This is a genomic window from Algibacter mikhailovii, from assembly GCF_014651495.1.
Classification (GTDB): Bacteria; Bacteroidota; Bacteroidia; order Flavobacteriales; family Flavobacteriaceae; genus Algibacter_E; species Algibacter_E mikhailovii.
The window spans coordinates 719,220-736,034 of the sequence record NZ_BMWZ01000001.1 but is presented as its reverse complement, the minus strand read 5'-3'; the positions used below and the strand labels follow the sequence as shown (position 1 = coordinate 736,034).

Genomic DNA, 16,815 nt, shown 5'->3' with positions numbered 1-16,815 from the left:
TTTTTAAAATTAAATTTCATTTTCTAAATGCTGATCTAAGGCTATTAAATCTGGAATTAAAACTTGTCTAGCTTTACTGCCTTCAAAAGGGCCTACAATACCTGCAGCTTCCAATTGGTCAATTAAGCGTCCAGCTCTATTATAGCCTAGTTTTAATTTCCGTTGTAATAAGGACGCCGACCCTTGTTGCGCGGTAACCAATACAATAGCGGCATCTTTAAAGAGTTTATCGCGATCAGAAATGTCTACATCAAGACTTGTGCCACTCTCTTCACCCACGTACTCAGGGAGTAAATAGGCATCTGGATAAGCTTTCTGTGAACCTATAAAATCGGTTATTTTTTCAACTTCAGGTGTGTCAACAAACGCACATTGTACACGAATTAAGTCATTGCCTTGGGTATACAACATATCACCGCGGCCAATAAGTTGGTCTGCCCCTGAGCCGTCTAAAATGGTGCGAGAATCAATTTTAGAGGTTACTCTAAAGGCTATTCTGGCAGGGAAATTCGCTTTTATAATACCAGTAATAACGTTAACAGATGGACGCTGGGTTGCAATTATTAAATGAATACCAATGGCTCGAGCTAATTGTGCTAAACGGGCAATAGGCGTTTCTACTTCTTTCCCAGCGGTCATAATTAAATCTGCAAACTCATCAACTACAAGTACAATGTAGGGTAAAAATTGATGCCCGTCATTTGGATTTAATTTTCTTGATTTAAACTTGGCGTTATATTCCGCAATGTTTCTACACATGGCATTTTTAAGCAGTTCATAACGGTTATCCATTTCAATACAAAGGGAATTCAAAGTATTGATTACTTTAGTATTGTCAGTAATAATAGCATCTTCACTATCTGGTAGTTTTGCCAAATAATGACGTTCTATTTTATTGAATAGCGTAAGTTCAACTTTTTTAGGGTCAACCAAAATAAACTTAACTTCCGCCGGATGTTTTTTGTAAAGTAATGAGGTTAAGACCGCATTTAATCCAACGGATTTACCTTGCCCAGTAGCACCGGCCATTAGCAGGTGGGGCATTTTTGCAAGGTCTACTACAAAAGTTTCATTACTAATGGTTTTTCCTAAGGCAATGGGTAATTGCATTTCAGAAGTTTGAAATTTCTTAGAAGCAATGACAGATCGCATGGATACAATAGTAGAATTCTTATTAGGAACTTCAATACCTATGGTTCCTTTTCCTGGAATAGGCGCAATTATACGGATACCTAATGCCGATAATGATAATGCAATATCATCTTCTAAGTTTTTAATTTTCGAAATCCGGATACCGGCCTCAGGTACAATTTCATATAAAGTGACTGTTGGCCCAATAGTCGCTTTAATACTCGCAATACCTATTTTGTAATTGCTTAGCGTGTCAACAATACGATTTTTGTTTTCTTCAAGTTCCTCTTGATTAATTTTTATGCCTTCTGTATCGTATTTCTTTAATAAGTTTAAGTTGGGAAATTGGTATTTCGCCAATTCAAGCGTGGGGTCAAATAGCCCAAAATCTTCTACCAATTTATTGGCTAGATTATTAGTTTCAGAAGTTTCCTCTGTAACATCTTCAACTTTAATTTCTAATTCTGGCTCCGCTTCAATTTCAGGTTCTATTTCAATTTGCGGTGTTTCAACCGTGATTTTTACAGGAGCAGGTTCTGTTTTGGGTTTTACTTCCTTATTTTCCTGTTTTACTTCTGGTTTATCTAATGGGATTTCAAATGCTGATTTAATAGCTTCAGCTTCTTCAGATAAGTTGTTGTCTAGGGGAACAATAAGGTCATCTTTTAACTCTGTAAGATCTGTTTTAATTTCTCTTTTAGTCGATTTAAAAACCTTGATGATACTGTCAAACGTAACGTTGAAACGCATGGCCAAGTAGGTAATAAGACCAAACAATAATAATAGTGCGGTTCCAATTTTGCCCACGTAGTCTTGCAGGTAGGTATTCATTTCAAAACCAATAGTGCCACCAAGAATAGCACTTTGATTTCCAAAAAAGCCAAAGAACAAAGACAGCCAAATGATAATCAAAATTCCCCAAAACCAATGTTTGAGTAATTTGGCTTTATTTAAATTCATTAAAACATAAACTCCGGATAGAAAAATAAGTCCCGAAAATATAAAAGAGGCAATACCAAAGCTACGTTGTATGAAAAAATCACTTAACCAAGCTCCAGATTTACGAAGCCAATTTTGAGTTTTAATTTCTCGCGAACCAAATTCCGTTAGTGTACTTTGATCGGCTTCGCCTGTAAATAAAAAGGAAATGAAGGATATAAAGAGTAGTAAACCAGCAAGCACTAAAAAACTACCCATTACAAGTTTTTGTTGACTTGATAGCTTAAAACTAGGTGCTTTTAATTTTTTTCTAGGTGCTTTTTTAGTTTTGGGTTTACGCTTGGCCATTAATGGATTGTTGATTCAAATTAAGATGCATAAAATATGTTCTTGATTGAATTGTTTTCACAATGCAACAAAAATACAAATTACAAACGTTTATCCTAAAGTAATAGTATTTTAAAAAATCTTGGGGAGGTATATAATAAGCCCAATGATTGAAGCAAATACAGAGGCTATAAAAACAGCCCCTGCAGCTATATCTTTGATTAAACCTATTTTGTTATGACGTTCTGGATGGATAAAATTGGCAATTTCTTCAATGGCGGTATTCATACCTTCCATACTCATCACCAAACCAATGGCTAAAAGTTGTAAAATCCATTCATTTGAAGAAATTTGGAAATAAAATCCTGCAGTAATTACAATCAGTGAAATAACCAATTGCACTTTAATGCTGGCCTCAGTTTTTAAAAGCAAAAGCGCACCTTTAAAGGCGTACCCTACACTTTTTAATCGGTTAACAAAAAAAGGTTCTTTTTTATGCATTGTAAAGCGCTTCTAAGGCAGCTTTATAATTTGGCTCTTCACCAGTTTCGGGAACTTGTTCTGTGTAGATTACTTTGCCTTGGGCATCTACAACAATAACGCTTCTTGAAAGCAAACCGCTAAAACCACCGGTTTCAAAAATTAAACCATTGTTTTTTCCAAAATCGCCAGTTTTAAAATCAGATAGCATGATAACATTATCTAAGCCTTCGGCAGCACAGAATTGATCTTGAGCAAAGGGCAGGTCTCTCGAAATACATAGTACTTTAGTGTTCTCTAATTCACTCGCTTCTGTATTAAACTGTCTTACCGATGCCGAACACACTCCAGTGTTTACACTTGGAAAAATATTTAAAAGCAATTTACCGCCTTCAAAATCTTTTAGTGTTTTGGTAGATAAGTCAATAGCAACCAATTCAAAGTCTTGTAATTCAGAGCCTATTTTAGGTAATTCTCCTGATGTTTTTACGGGTGTTCCTCCCAATGTGATATTAGCCATAGTATATTTTTTAAGATTTTAAAAGTAGCAATATTTATTTGATTCGAAAATAATTTAAGAATAGTTTGATTGTTTTTTTTAACATTGGGCTTACTTCCTTTAAAGACTAAAAGATTGGAATATCCATTTGGATTAAAAAACAGATGTTATGCCTTTGATTTTAAGGCTAGTTAATCATCGAAAAGCAGCAATTGCTTTTTTGAATGCAATAAAAATGTACCAAGATTAGGATTTAAAGTTATCTTGGAAATAGCCCTTGGATGTCTAATAAGCTGGATATAAATTCATTAGATATTTCGGAATCAAATAGTTTATCAATAATTTCTTAATTAACAGAGATTTAACTATTTTTAAGCAGATAGCTCGCCCTTTCTTCTACTTTTTTGAGATTAATGTAAACAGGTTTTCTTGACCTTATTGATTATGTTTTTGCATTATTAGTCGTGTATTTTAACCAACTATCAATAAATATTTTTTAAATTATGAAGACAAAATTAGTATTAGTAATGCTTGCAATTGCTCTAACCGCTTGCCAGCAGCCAAAAGAACGTTACACGCAACAGTCACCTGAAATAGATGTTGTTAAAACGCTTATAAGCGAATATAACGCCAAGAATTACGATTTCAGTGCAATGGCTGATACTTGCAAAACCTACTTCAATTCAAAAACCAAAGCCATGTCTAATGACGAATTATTGGCATATCATAAAGGCAATGAAGCTAATTATTCAAGTCGTAAATTTTTAGATAAGGATCAGGAATATGAAATGGTTGTAACAGATGACGGTGAGACCTGGGTAAATTGTTGGCTAGATTGGCAATGTAAATTAAAAGGAAGTGAGCAGGTTGTGGATGTTCCTGTACATTTAACATATCGATTTGCCGAAGGCAAGATTGTACGACAAGTAGGCATGTGGAATAGTTCGGAGGTTATTGCCGCTATGCAAAAAATGGCAAGTGCATCTTCTGGGAATTCCGCAAGCGCTGGAAGCGAAGAGAGTGACAGAGCACAAGTGCAGCAAGTTTCTGAAATTAAGGAAATGCCTAAAGCAAGCATGTCTGATAGTGCCAAAAAAGACGAACAAGACTTGTCAGAAACTATTGGTGAGTTGCTTCGTAATCCTGATTTTGCTGTAGATGAAAATTCTAAAGGTCAAGTGAGATTAACGGTGAACTCTGCTAACCAAATTATTGTTTTAGGCATAGAAACTGAAAATGCAGATGTTAAAAAGTTTGTTCAAGACCGACTTAATTATCATCAACTTGATTTTGATTTTTCTGAAAAAATGAAAGTGTATACCATAGCTGTGAAAATACAATCAAGTTAATTTAATAGAGAATCCTTAGAATAGGTTATTATATTGGATATCTAAGACCTATTAAAATTGAAATTATAAAAGTGCTACTTTATAGGTAGCACTTTTTTTAGGTTTAGTAATAGTCTGTTTTTTTATTTCATAAATATTATCAATTGGCAAATAATGTTAAGAAATAGAGAATTGTTTATTCGTGACTATTAAATGATTAAATTTAGTTCATTAAGAAATTTAAAAACATTATAAGATATGGATGATAAACATAACGGCCAAAATGGCGATTTAAGTAAATGTCCTTTTTTTTCTGGTAAACAAAAGGAAACCGCAGGTAGTGGAACAAGAAATAGAGATTGGTGGCCCAATGAGCTTAAACTTAATATTTTAAGACAGCATGATATAAGTTCTAATCCTATGGGGGAAGATTTTGATTATGCTCAGTCTTTTAATAGTATTGATTTTGATACTTTAAAGCAAGAAGTTATTGATTTAATGACCGATTCTCAAGATTGGTGGCCTGCTGATTATGGTCATTATGGACCGCTTATGATTCGTATGGCTTGGCACAGTGCCGGAACCTATCGGGTAGGAGATGGTAGAGGAGGAGCAAATACAGGAAATCAACGTTTTGCACCTCTTAATAGTTGGCCAGACAACGGAAATTTAGATAAGGCGCGTTTGCTGTTGTGGCCCATTAAAAAGAAGTATGGTAAAAATTTGTCGTGGGCAGATTTAATGATACTGGCGGGTAATTGTGCTTTAGAGTCTATGGGATTTAAGACCTTTGGTTTTGCTGGAGGACGCGTGGATGTTTGGGAGCCTGAACAGGATGTATATTGGGGGTCAGAAACAGAATGGTTAGGAAATAAAGATCGATTTGAGGAAAAAGAATTAGAAGGACATTTGGGTGCGGCACATATGGGTCTTATCTATGTGAATCCTGAAGGTCCTAATGGATCATCCAATCCGCTTGGTTCAGCGCAACTCATGCGTGAAACGTTTGGCCGAATGGCAATGAACGATGAAGAGACGGTGGCATTAACGGCTGGCGGACATACTTTTGGGAAAGCCCACGGTGCAGCAAATCCTGATGAGTATGTGGGTGCGGAACCTCAGGGTGCTCCTATTGAAAACATGAGTACAGGATGGAAAAATAGTTATGGCTCTGGTGTATTAGATGATGCTATTACCAGTGGACTAGAGGGGGCTTGGACGCCAAACCCAACAAATTGGGATCATGATTATTTTGATGTATTACTGAATTATGATTGGGAATTAACAACAAGTCCAGCAGGTGCCAGTCAATGGACACCTACGCAAGCTTCTCAAGCTAAAATGGCTCCAGCGGCTGGAGATGCTTCAAAACGACAAGCCTTAATGATGACCGACGCAGATATGGCTTTGAAATTAGACCCTGAATATTTAAAAATATCAAAGCATTTTCACGAGAATCCAAAAGCGCTTGAGGATGCATTTGCCAGAGCATGGTATAAATTAACGCATCGCGATATGGGACCTATCTCTAGGTATTTGGGACCAGAAGTACCTGAAGAAGAATTATTATGGCAAGATCCTATTCCTGCGGGTAATGCTGCTTTATCTAACGCCGATATAACTTCATTAAAAGGGATGATTTCAGCTTCAGAACTTAGTGTTTCTCAGTTAGTAAAAACAGCTTGGGCATCAGCATCAACATTTAGGGGGTCTGATATGCGTGGTGGCGCAAATGGTGGTCGCATTCGCTTGGCGCCACAAAAAGATTGGGAAGTTAACAACCCGTCAGAGCTTGCTGTGGTCTTAGAAGTTTATGAAGGCATAAAGAAAGCATTTAGCGGGGAAGTATCTATAGCAGATTTGATTGTGTTAGGAGGATCTGTTGGTGTTGAACAGGCAGCGAAAAATGCCGGTCATGCCATTGAAGTGCCATTTACACCGGGAAGAGGAGACGCTTCACAGGAACAAACCGATATAGAATCTTTTGGTTATTTGGAGCCTATAGCAGATGGTTTTAGGAATTATATGAATGCTAATCTAAATGTGGCGGCAGAAGATGTATTGGTTGATAAGGCCAATTTAATGACGCTTTCTGTTCCAGAAATGACTGTTTTACTTGGTGGTCTACGTGTTTTAGGGACAAATTATGATGACTCTAATTATGGTGTATTTACACAAAACAAGGGGAGTTTAACAAACGACTTCTTTGTTAATATTCTTGATTTTACATATACTTGGAGTGCTACTTCAGAAGATGATAGCTTGTTTGAAGGTCGTGATCGAAGAACGGGGGCATTAGCATTTACAGGAACACGTGCTGATCTGATTTTTGGTTCGAATTCAGAACTGAGAGCAGTAGCCGAAGTATATGCAGCAAACGACGGACAAGATAAGTTTGTTAATGATTTTGTTGCGGCGTGGACTAAAGTTATGAATTTAGACCGTTTTGATTTAAAATAAATAGATTAATAAAAAGGGGTGCAGGTTTAATATATGCATCCCTGTTTTATTTAAATGACTTTATGAACGATAGCGCTCTCTTTTTTAATACCATACAATCTGGAAGTCTAGAACAACTTAAAGCCCAACTAGATAAGACCTCAGGACTCATTAAGGTTAAAGATACAAGGGGGTTTACTCCTTTAATTTTTGCTGCTTATTTTGATAAAGAAGCCATAGTCAAAATTTTAATAGCACAAAAGGCGCCTGTAGATGATGTAGATGCTATGGGTAATACAGCTTTAATAGGTGTGTCTTTTAAAGGGAATCTCCCAATTGCCAAATATTTGATAGAACATGGAGCCCAAATAAACGCACAAAACAATCTGGGATATACCCCCTTAATTTTTGCTTCCATGTATGACCAAACTGAAATGGTAGCCTTATTATTAAAACATGGTGCAGATAAAACAGTGACCGACAAGTCCGGTAAAATAGCAGTGGACTATGCAAAAGATAAAGGATATCAAAAACTTATTGGTCTTTTAGAATAAAACCGGCTAGTTTATTTTTTTTTAAATTCAATGACTATGATTTTTATACAGGTCAATATATTTTTCGTCTAACTCAGGAGCGTCTTTATATTTTAGCCTTAAGTCTTTTAATTTATGTTTCAATTCCGCAACGATATTCGCATACGCAGGATTATTATATTCATTATGCATTTCTTGTGGATCTTTCTTTCTATCGTATAGCTCCCATTCGTCAACATCATAATAAAAATGCGCTAATTTGTATGCTTTGGTTACCATGCCATAATGACGCTTTACCATATGCACCGAAGGATATTCATAGTAGTGGTAGTAGACCGCGTCACGATTCCACTGTTTGTCATTGCCCCGCAGTAAAGGCATTAAGCTTTCTCCTTGCATATCTTCAGGTGCTTCTATTTGAGCGGCCTCTAAAAAGGTTTGGGCAAAGTCTAAATTTTGTACCATTTCATCATTCGTAGTTCCTGGTTTTATTTCATTTGGCCAACGAATTAATAATGGTGTTTTAAAAGATTCATCGTAGATAAAACGTTTATCAAACCAACCATGTTCCCCAAGATAAAAGCCTTGGTCTGAGGTGTATACAACGATGGTGTTTTTTGCCAACGCACTGTCATCTAAATAATCTAAAACCCGACCAACATTATCATCTACAGAAGAAATACAACCGAGATAATCTTGCATATAGCGCTGATATTTCCACTTCATTTTTTCTTTATCATTCATGGTAAGCCAATGGGTTTTGAACCGGCTATTGATGGAATCAATTATAGGGTCATATAATTCTTTTTGTTCTTTATTGGCTCTACCATAAGGTCCTGTAAATCCATCTATTTTACCCCATTTTATTGGCGCTACGTATGGCTGAACCGATCCCATGGCTTCAATGGTTTCTGGTCTTATTTTTGAATCATGTCCGTAAGTCATGTGGGTGAGTAAATTCATCTCAGCAGTTTTAGCTGCAGTCCCTCTATTGGAATAATCATCAAAAAGTGTGGCAGGTTCAGGAAATGTTTTTTGGGTGTATTCTTTAAATTTTTCAGGACTTGGCCACCAAGGTCTATGTGGTGCTTTATGTAAATACATCATCATAAAAGGCTTGTCCTTATTTCGCTTTTTGTCGAGCCAGTTAATGGTTAAATCCGTAATTATATCCGTAACGTAGCCCGTGATAGTAGTATCACCATCTTTAGTAATAAACTTAGGGTTTATATAATTACCCTGCCCGGGTAATATCATAAAATCATCTACACCTTTCGGGTTATTTCCAAAATGTAATTTACCATACATAGCCGTTTCGTATCCTGCATTTTGGAAGAGCTGCGGAAACGTAACTTGGGTAGTGTCAAATGGCATTTTATTATCAATTTTTCCATTTAAATGGGTATGTTTACCGGTAAGAATCGTTGCTCGCGATGGCGCGCATATGGAATTGGTAACACAGGCATTTGTAAATAAGATGCCTTCATCAGCAATTCGGTCAATGTTTGGCGTCTGAATTAACCTATCTGAATATGCACTGATAGCTTGGTATGCATGGTCATCAGACATGATAAATAGGATATTAGGTTTTTTGCTTTTTTTGGACGCTTGCTCATAATCAGCAGTTTTTTTACAAGAATGTATGAAAGCAAGTATAAAAAAGCATACAATAAATGGATTAAGGTGTTTGTTGTGTGTCATGGTTCCGTGGTATTTATTGTCCTAATAGTATTCTTTCCAAGTGTGTATTATCAGTGCAATAGAATCTATTCTGGAGAAAGTTATGGATAATAAAAACAAAAAACCACTTTGCATACACAAAGTGGTTTTTTTAAGATCCATTTTTCTTTTTCAATTATGTATCTATTGAGCCCATAACTCTGCCCATAAAACTATTTAATGCTTCTTTTTTAGGCGTACCATCTTTAGTCATTTTGTTAACTTCAATGGCGCCATACATATTAGAGATAAGCTCACCAATAACGTCTAATTCTTCATCCTTAAGGGATGATACTTCTGTTAATGCTTCCAGAGTTTCAATAGTTTCAACTACAAAATCTTCGTCATTATCGTCAATAAATTGCGTTAAATGCTTAATTACTGGTAACTTCATTTACTAAGTCTTTTAAAACATCAAATTTATTAGTCTGAACTTGGTTTACAAATGCCCCATTTTTAAAAGTGGCAAAAGTTGGTAAATTATCTACCGTAGCCAGTTTTCTGCTTTCAGGAAATTTTTCCGCATCAGCAATGATAAAAGTTACGTCTTCTAACTCAGACGCCAACTTTTTTACTTTTGGTTTCATGATTCTACAATTACCGCACCATGTTGCTGAATATTGTACAACAACCGTATCATTATCAGCGACTAAGCTTTGTAGATTGTCTTCGTTTAATTCTTTAACCATAACTTATATTTTATTGTCATTGCGAGAGAAATGAAGCGATCTTACTAAAATTGAACAGATTGCCACACTTTGCCCGCAATGACCTTTAGGTTTTTAGTTTGCATGAGCTGCTAAATACTCAGCCGTAGCTTTTGCATTTGCATTCATAGCACTTTTACCTTCTTCCCAGTTTGCTGGACAAACTTCTCCTTTTTCTTGTACGTGCGTTAAAGCATCAACCAAACGAAGGTACTCTCCAACGTTTCTTCCTAAAGGCATGTTGTTTATACTTTCGTGTTGTACAACACCATCTTCATCAATAATATATGTAGCTCTGTATGTTACATTATCGCCTTCAACTTGAACTGTACCAGTTTCTTCATCAAAAGTTTCGTTTGTAATATCAAGGATACCTAAAACACTTGATAAATTTCTGTTGCTATCTGCTAATATTGGATAAGTAACACCCTCAATACCACCATTATCTTTTGCTGTACTTAACCAAGCAAAGTGCACCTCTGGTGTATCACAAGAAGCACCTATAACAATAGTATTTCTTTTTTCGAATTCACCTAAAGCCGCTTGAAAAGCGTGTAATTCAGTTGGGCAAACAAAAGTGAAATCTTTTGGGTACCAAAACAATACTACTTTTTTCTTATTGTTAACAGCTTCTTCAAGAACGTTTACTTTAAAAGTATCGCCCATATCATTCATTGCGTCAACGTTTAAATCTGGAAATTTTTTTCCTACTAATGCCATTTTTATATCTTTTTTAATGTTTGTAAATTTCGAATGCAAATATAGAACTCAGTGTTAGTTTTGGCAGAAATAGAAATTTTAATTTCTTATTAATCCATAGATTTTGTTTATCATGATTGCAGGATTGAATAATATGAATTGATTCTTAAAATAATTCTATAATCTGTCAATATAATGGGGTTAAATTTTCATTTTACTTAAAATTGATGTTATGTTCGAGTCACAAGACATTTGAAAATAATTCAAAAAAAATCAGGCTTCCAAAGTATGTTATGAAGGCCTGATTTAATTAATACGTTCTATATTACCAAAGCATGATACTCACGTTGGCACCAAATGAATAGGAGTCGTAATTAGTGGTTTTACTTTCTTTAGGAAAATAAATTGGATTTCCATTATTAAAGTCGTCCATGTAGGTTACATCATATTTTACATCAGCCCAAGCATAATCAAAATAAGCGCCAACAGATAAGTTTTTATTCAGTACGCGTCTATAATAAATACCTGTGGCGTAACTAAATGAACTTTTTGGGTCATAATCTGCATAAACATATTCCTGTGGTGCATCTTCCTTCAAGTCAAAAGTTTCTTGGTTTTCTCTAACAAAAATTTTGGTATTAGGACCTGAAATTAGCCCAGCATGCAGTTTTGTTCCAACGATATTCTTACCAAATGGAATTTGATAATACGGACCAAAGTAATACAGTCTGTTACCTGAGGATTGTGGCAGTACCTCAAAACCTTCATCAGCAAATTCTTGTTTTAAAGCGTCACTTATCGTATTGGGGAAACTTTGAAACCCTATCTCACCACCAACACCTAAGTTTCTATTAAAGAAATAGGCCCCTTCAAATGATATTTTAAAACCTTCTTTGGCTTCTAATCCAGGTTCATTTCCATCGGTAGAATTTACTAAACTGGCATAACCTACTTTAACCCCTAGGAAAGACGGTTTGGATTCATTAATGACTCTATTGGTTTCTTCAATCTCGTTAATACCTTTCTCTTTCCACCAGCCATCATTCAAAAAATAGGCAAGTTCTGTTGTTCCAATACCAATACCTGCACCAGCAAAAACATCAGAAATCCAGTGTCTGTCGTTTAATTGTCTCATAACACCTGTAAAGGTTGCTAAGGTATAGGCTGCAATACTATAAAATGGGCTTCTGTGCTTATATTCTTTATGAAAGATATGCGCTCCCATAAAAGCAGTTGCTGTATGTCCTGAAGGAAAAGAATTATTACTAGAACCGTCTGGTCTTGGCTCTGCAATACTATACTTTAAACCTTGTACTACAATTAAATTTATACCTATTGCCGTACCAATGGTTGATATTTTTCTATATGTACTATGTTGACTTTTTATACCAGCAGCATCTAGAGCAAATACTGCAGCGTAAGGGATGTATTGGGTGTAATCATCAATCGCATTATGGAAATCTGGCAAATAGCGATTGATTTCATCTTTAACACCTACTTTAAAATCGGTATTAAAGTGCATAATAGTACCTGCAGTAATTAAACCACCTGCTATAATTAAAGACGTTCCTGTATCTGTTTTGTACCATTTTTTCTTAACCGCTGTAGAATCTTGATACATCATGTAGCTGTGAGATGATGTGTTTAAGTTTGAATTAGCGGCGCTAAGATCGTTGTTTTGGTAATTGCCATTTTCATCTAAATATAATTGAGAGAAATTTACCTTTGGGGAAGGTAGTACATTTGTAGTTACACTTCGGTAGTTAGAAGCATAACTATTGGCATGGTTTGGGCTTACGGCATATTGTGCAAAACCAGTGGTTATGGTTAAGACAAATATAAAAGCTAATGATATTCTCATGATTGAAGTTTTTGTTTGGTTTAATATCAGTAATTTCATGTATTTAGACTTTTGAATCTAAGTTTAAGCGTTAGTTTTTTTCTTTGGTGTTTAAGCTTGAAAATTTCCCCACTAGTATAGCTACAATAACGGCTACATAAAATTGGCCTGTTACCGCAATAAGCATAGATAAGGACTGCGCCAATGGCAATTGCGGGGTAATATCGCCATACCCAGCTGTGGTTAAGGTAATCATAGTATAGTATACCAGTTCCATTTTAGAATCAGCAGTGCTATTGTAGGACCCTGGAGCATAAAGGTCAACAAAAGCAACAAGGCTACAAAACATTAAGCCTATGAGCAAATAACCATTAATAGCATCGACTAAGGCATATATGTCCACCTCTTTTCGGTGCAATAAATCCAAGATTACCCGAATAACAATATAAATAAAAAAAATATTTGTAAAAAGTTCTGCAAAATAATTAAGATAAATAAAATCTGTTGCACTCGTAGAGAGTTCAACCAAGATGGTGGCAATAGCAACCTGTGTCACTCTTGTGCTTATGGAATAACCGGCTAAGAGAATGATTGCTGACAATAATACAACCGAAATTATATGGGCTCGGAAAGTAAATAGCGGTATCAAAAAAATAAAAACAGCAAGACATAGTAACAATAGCACAGAGGATATGGATTTGTTATTTATTATATCACGCATGTCCTTCATCAGAAATGAATTCTTAAATTATATTACAAAGGTGGTCATTTGATTGCTTTAATCCACATGTTTTTTTCTTTTATTTAGTATCCATATGAAAAATGGTGGCAGTACAAACCAGGCCAAAGTCCAAACCATAGGACCCACAAAAGCTAATCCTATATTAACAACAGCAGTGGCAGGTTCCATAAAATTACTGCGTGTGATATTGTTAATATCCTCTTCAGTCAAAGATTCATTAATCATATTATTTTTTGAGGCATAAATCCAAGACCAAACGCTAATAAAACCAGCTAATGCCAAACTTGCTGCTTGTAGTGCCGGTGATGAATGTGTTTCTAAATCGGGGTCTGCAATGGCGAAAAATACATAGAGACAAACTAAAAATAGTTGAATAAGTGAAAGCGCCACATGGGTACCGTTAGTTTTAACTAAATTTTTAAATAAGCCGTTATTTTGATTCCAGTACATCAGTGCGAGGCCAGCACCAATAAAAATCCGTAAAAGTTCATTGGAACTGTCTGCCATATGCGATAATAGGCCATATTCTTTATGCGTCCATTCCATATCTTCTATTAGTGGAAGATAATTGGTTATCATATGAAAAAAAATAACCGCATAAACGATATCAATAAATCGTCTTAATCGATTTAAGTAAATGCTGTCTGGTAATTCTTGTAGCTGGTTAACCATAATATTTATTATTATAATTTCTATTCTATATACGTCTAAAACACAAATTCTACTAAAAAGCGCAGATCGTAAACCGTTCCTTTTGTTGGTCTTATCACATTCTTAAAAAATTGGACGCCCGTATTAAGGGTAGTTGTTTTTCCTAAAGGAAATTGGTACTGACCACCACCACCTAGTGGAAGGTAAACCGCTTCACTTGATGGTTTATTCCAATATACTGATACCCCATAAGGCATATAAATCAAATCAAAACGTTTAGCTATGTTATAGACTATAAAGGGTTTAATCATGAGCATGTTTACATCTTTACGTTCAGATGAACCGGCGAAAGACCAAAGTTGAAGTGCAATTGCTCCGGCAAATAATCGGCCATTTTCATATTCGTAATCAAAACTAGGCCCAATAGACCATTGCCCACTTCCAAGTGTTGGGTCGGCAGCGGTTGGTAACTGAGCCGCAAAACCTAGGGCTAAATGATGTTTACCATGATGTGCCTCCCTTTTGGTAAACCAAAAGCCCATAAGTAAATCATTAATACCATCTACGGCCTTGATATTTCCGCCTTCAATAGGGTTACCAACAGGTTGTCCAGGAATGGGTCTTGGATATTGATTGACTTCAAAATAAGAGATGTTCTTTACATTATACTTGCCTACTTTTAAAGTGCTTTCAAATTCTAAACCCAGAGTGCTGGCGTCATCTCCTGGGTCATTTAGAAAGCTGAAAAATGGCCATGTACGCTGAGAGTCTAATTTATAAATGGGTTGGTTACTTTCATGCGCATCATGTACTATCTCATGGTTTTCCTCTTGGCCCTGCAAAAATGAGCTAGATACTAACAGAAAAAAAAGGAATCGGAGAATGGATTGGAAAGTTTTCATTGGTGTTCGGTTTGCATTATGCTTTTGCCTTATATCCAGTATATAAATATAAAAAGCTTATTTTTTTCCACTACTAAATGGCATGGTATACGTAAAGTTTAAGCGGAAAGAATTTTGAACGGCTGGACCTTCCCAACTATTATATATGGCACTGGTTTGGTATTCGGCATAGGCATTAATAGAGCCTTTATCTAAAACCCAAACCTTACCAAAACGCAACCCAATGGGTAAATAGAAGCTTTTGCTACTCCAGTCATATTGGGCTACCATATCTCCATTTCCAGCATACAACCCAGAATCTCCAATTCTATAGTTCAAAAAGGGCGCTATGCCTAAAGGATTGGTAGTAGACGAGCCTGCTGGTAAAGTACGTGGGTCAATAGACCGCCATGATTGCGTTAATAATACCCCGTAAAACCAACGTCCAGAACTATTAACCAAGGCGCCTGAAAGCCCATATCCCCATTCATCTCTGGCAACTTTTTTATTACCAGGTAAGGTAACCATGGGACCAATACCGGTACGTCCTGTGCCCCAATCAAAGCTTTTAGGTATGATTAAAGCAAATATTTCTGTGTTTCCAAAACCATTATCACCCGTGTTTACATTTTCATAATGTCTTAGCGTCACTCGAGGTAAAATGGTTAGATTTTTTAATGGAATTGGTGCTACAATACGCAATTGGACATAATTATCTAAGCCCGCTGTTCTAGGAGCACCATTTACTATATCACTATGATAATCGGGCATGGATTGGTAAGCAAATTGAAAGCTCCATTGTGTGGCGGTAGCATCTAAAGCTTTGGTCGTGTCATCTTGTCCAGCTTCTTCGGTATTTTCTTCCTGCGAAAATGATATTAGAGATGAACAAAGTAAGAAAGTAAGTAAAAAATGTTTCATAATTATAAGCGTTAATTTTTAAGTTGTTTTGCAGATTTATTCCATCGGTATTGATAGGTTAGTGTCAAGGCGTCAAAATCACTGCCTCTTTCAAATCGTATTCCAGATACATAACCTATTTTAAAGGCATGCTGATTAAATGGTATAGCATAGTGTAAGCCAAAGCGCATGGCTGATATTTTTGAATCGCGATCTATATCGTTTACTATAACACGCCCACCTATACCATAACCTATATTCGCCGATATCCACATATTATTGGGTAGGTCTCTAATGAGGTGAAATTTAAATGTGTATAATGGTTTTTGTCCTAATTTGTTCCCATTTACATAGTTGTTATTGTTGGTAAATAGCCATATGCTGGCATAGGTTTCAATATTCCATTGGTCAAGTGATTTTGCAAAACCCCACTGTGGTTTAAAGGCAAATCTATTGGAGCCTAAGTTTACCAATTCATTAGGGTTATATTTTCCTGTTGGTATAATCACTTGTACACTAAATCCAGAAACCGCGTTAGGTTTATAATTCGCAAATTCTTTTACAGACATGGCTGGCGAATTCAAAAAGTTAAAGGATAAACGAATTCGTAAATCACCAAAGCCGTCTTGAGAAAACCGATCTGGTAATCCAACCACTTCACCATTCCAATCCCCAAACACATAGGGCAGTACAGCATCAATTTTAGCCGATTGACCAAAAAACTTAATGGATCTTATATAGGCAAAAACAAAGCTGTTTAGTCTAGCGTCTAAGCCATCAATGGGTAGGGAAGGGTCTAATAGGATATTACCGCTCGTGTATGCATAACTGCCTAAAAGAAAATTAGTCCCTACAGGTAAATTAGTAATCGCTCGGGGTTCTAAATCTTGCCCTAGCAGTGGTGTCCAAACAAAAAGGAAACAGAAAACAGAAATAAATAACTTAAAGCCTTTCATAACTCCTGTATTTTTAATGCTATAAAATTTTGTTTCCACACCGT

16 protein-coding genes are annotated in these 16,815 nt (G+C 35.9%); 3 read left to right on the top strand and 13 right to left on the bottom strand.

Going from position 1 to position 16,815, the window contains the following annotated elements:
* Window positions 1-9 precede the first annotated feature (9 nt).
* The 3 genes from IE051_RS03025 to tpx all read right to left on the bottom strand — a co-directional run bounded on the left by IE051_RS03025 (window position 10) and on the right by tpx (window position 3,397).
* On the bottom strand, window positions 10-2,418 hold the full coding sequence (locus IE051_RS03025) for a DNA translocase FtsK (RefSeq protein WP_189359285.1): 2,409 nt from the start codon (window positions 2,416-2,418) through the stop codon (window positions 10-12).
* A 111-nt stretch (window positions 2,419-2,529) separates the two neighbouring features.
* A complete protein-coding gene (locus IE051_RS03020) occupies window positions 2,530-2,898 on the bottom strand; it encodes a diacylglycerol kinase family protein (protein WP_189359284.1) in 369 nt (122 codons plus the stop codon).
* The gene (gene tpx / locus IE051_RS03015) at window positions 2,891-3,397 is read right to left on the bottom strand and encodes a thiol peroxidase (protein WP_189359283.1); all 507 of its coding nucleotides are present in this window, start codon (window positions 3,395-3,397) and stop codon (window positions 2,891-2,893) included. Before tpx ends, IE051_RS03020 begins: the two co-directional genes overlap by 8 nt.
* A gap of 482 nt (window positions 3,398-3,879) precedes the next feature.
* Here tpx and IE051_RS03010 point away from each other — a divergent pair, with 482 nt between their 5' ends.
* From IE051_RS03010 to IE051_RS03000, 3 genes are all read left to right on the top strand, one after another.
* Window positions 3,880-4,725 carry a nuclear transport factor 2-like protein gene (locus IE051_RS03010; RefSeq protein WP_189359282.1) on the top strand — a complete coding sequence of 282 codons (846 nt, stop codon included), beginning with the start codon at window positions 3,880-3,882 and terminating at the stop codon, window positions 4,723-4,725.
* A gap of 237 nt (window positions 4,726-4,962) precedes the next feature.
* Window positions 4,963-7,164, top strand: coding sequence for a catalase/peroxidase HPI (gene katG, locus IE051_RS03005; protein WP_189359281.1), 2,202 nt, complete (start codon window positions 4,963-4,965; stop codon window positions 7,162-7,164).
* Between the two features lie 62 nt (window positions 7,165-7,226).
* Entirely contained in the window at window positions 7,227-7,697 is a 471-nt protein-coding gene (locus IE051_RS03000) for an ankyrin repeat domain-containing protein (RefSeq protein WP_189359280.1), read from the top strand.
* Window positions 7,698-7,724: 27 nt separating this feature from the next.
* On the opposite strand, the gene IE051_RS02995 is transcribed toward IE051_RS03000, so the two are convergent.
* The 10 genes from IE051_RS02995 to IE051_RS02950 form a co-directional block, all read right to left on the bottom strand.
* Window positions 7,725-9,377, bottom strand: coding sequence for a sulfatase family protein (locus IE051_RS02995; protein ID WP_189359279.1), 1,653 nt, complete (start codon window positions 9,375-9,377; stop codon window positions 7,725-7,727).
* Between the two features lie 154 nt (window positions 9,378-9,531).
* Window positions 9,532-9,789 (bottom strand): DUF6952 family protein, encoded by a 258-nt coding sequence (locus tag IE051_RS02990; RefSeq protein WP_189359278.1) that lies wholly within the window; start codon window positions 9,787-9,789, stop codon window positions 9,532-9,534.
* On the bottom strand, window positions 9,770-10,084 hold the full coding sequence (locus IE051_RS02985) for a thioredoxin family protein (RefSeq protein WP_189359277.1): 315 nt from the start codon (window positions 10,082-10,084) through the stop codon (window positions 9,770-9,772). The genes IE051_RS02990 and IE051_RS02985 overlap by 20 nt, the downstream gene beginning before the upstream one ends.
* A gap of 93 nt (window positions 10,085-10,177) precedes the next feature.
* A complete protein-coding gene (locus IE051_RS02980; RefSeq protein WP_189359276.1) occupies window positions 10,178-10,822 on the bottom strand; it encodes a peroxiredoxin in 645 nt (214 codons plus the stop codon).
* Window positions 10,823-11,126: 304 nt separating this feature from the next.
* Window positions 11,127-12,662 carry a phosphatase PAP2 family protein gene (locus IE051_RS02975; RefSeq protein ID WP_189359275.1) on the bottom strand — a complete coding sequence of 512 codons (1,536 nt, stop codon included), beginning with the start codon at window positions 12,660-12,662 and terminating at the stop codon, window positions 11,127-11,129.
* A 70-nt stretch (window positions 12,663-12,732) separates the two neighbouring features.
* Complete coding sequence (locus IE051_RS02970; protein ID WP_189359274.1) at window positions 12,733-13,242, bottom strand: potassium channel family protein; 510 nt, start codon at window positions 13,240-13,242, stop codon at window positions 12,733-12,735.
* A 177-nt stretch (window positions 13,243-13,419) separates the two neighbouring features.
* Window positions 13,420-14,055, bottom strand: a complete 636-nt coding sequence (locus tag IE051_RS02965; protein WP_189359273.1) for a TMEM175 family protein — start codon at window positions 14,053-14,055, stop codon at window positions 13,420-13,422.
* 35 nt (window positions 14,056-14,090) lie between these two features.
* Window positions 14,091-14,936, bottom strand: coding sequence for a hypothetical protein (locus IE051_RS02960; RefSeq protein ID WP_189359272.1), 846 nt, complete (start codon window positions 14,934-14,936; stop codon window positions 14,091-14,093).
* A gap of 57 nt (window positions 14,937-14,993) precedes the next feature.
* Window positions 14,994-15,836, bottom strand: a complete 843-nt coding sequence (locus IE051_RS02955; RefSeq protein WP_189359271.1) for a hypothetical protein — start codon at window positions 15,834-15,836, stop codon at window positions 14,994-14,996.
* 11 nt (window positions 15,837-15,847) lie between these two features.
* Window positions 15,848-16,810 (bottom strand): transporter, encoded by a 963-nt coding sequence (locus IE051_RS02950; protein ID WP_189359270.1) that lies wholly within the window; start codon window positions 16,808-16,810, stop codon window positions 15,848-15,850.
* Between the last annotated feature and the right edge of the window lie 5 nt (window positions 16,811-16,815).

Excerpts from the sequence above, each read along its gene's own strand:
- IE051_RS03025 (WP_189359285.1), bottom strand. The coding sequence starts at position 2,418 with ATGGCCAAGCGTAAACCCAAAACTAAAAAAGCACCTAGAAAAAAATTA.
- IE051_RS03020 (WP_189359284.1), bottom strand. The coding sequence starts at position 2,898 with ATGCATAAAAAAGAACCTTTTTTTGTTAACCGATTAAAAAGTGTAGGG.
- tpx (WP_189359283.1), bottom strand. The coding sequence starts at position 3,397 with ATGGCTAATATCACATTGGGAGGAACACCCGTAAAAACATCAGGAGAA.
- IE051_RS03010 (WP_189359282.1), top strand. The coding sequence starts at position 3,880 with ATGAAGACAAAATTAGTATTAGTAATGCTTGCAATTGCTCTAACCGCT.
- katG (WP_189359281.1), top strand. The coding sequence starts at position 4,963 with ATGGATGATAAACATAACGGCCAAAATGGCGATTTAAGTAAATGTCCT.
- IE051_RS03000 (WP_189359280.1), top strand. The coding sequence starts at position 7,227 with ATGAACGATAGCGCTCTCTTTTTTAATACCATACAATCTGGAAGTCTA.
- IE051_RS02995 (WP_189359279.1), bottom strand. The coding sequence starts at position 9,377 with ATGACACACAACAAACACCTTAATCCATTTATTGTATGCTTTTTTATA.
- IE051_RS02990 (WP_189359278.1), bottom strand. The coding sequence starts at position 9,789 with ATGAAGTTACCAGTAATTAAGCATTTAACGCAATTTATTGACGATAAT.
- IE051_RS02985 (WP_189359277.1), bottom strand. The coding sequence starts at position 10,084 with ATGGTTAAAGAATTAAACGAAGACAATCTACAAAGCTTAGTCGCTGAT.
- IE051_RS02980 (WP_189359276.1), bottom strand. The coding sequence starts at position 10,822 with ATGGCATTAGTAGGAAAAAAATTTCCAGATTTAAACGTTGACGCAATG.
- IE051_RS02975 (WP_189359275.1), bottom strand. The coding sequence starts at position 12,662 with ATGAGAATATCATTAGCTTTTATATTTGTCTTAACCATAACCACTGGT.
- IE051_RS02965 (WP_189359273.1), bottom strand. The coding sequence starts at position 14,055 with ATGGTTAACCAGCTACAAGAATTACCAGACAGCATTTACTTAAATCGA.
- IE051_RS02960 (WP_189359272.1), bottom strand. The coding sequence starts at position 14,936 with ATGAAAACTTTCCAATCCATTCTCCGATTCCTTTTTTTTCTGTTAGTA.
- IE051_RS02955 (WP_189359271.1), bottom strand. The coding sequence starts at position 15,836 with ATGAAACATTTTTTACTTACTTTCTTACTTTGTTCATCTCTAATATCA.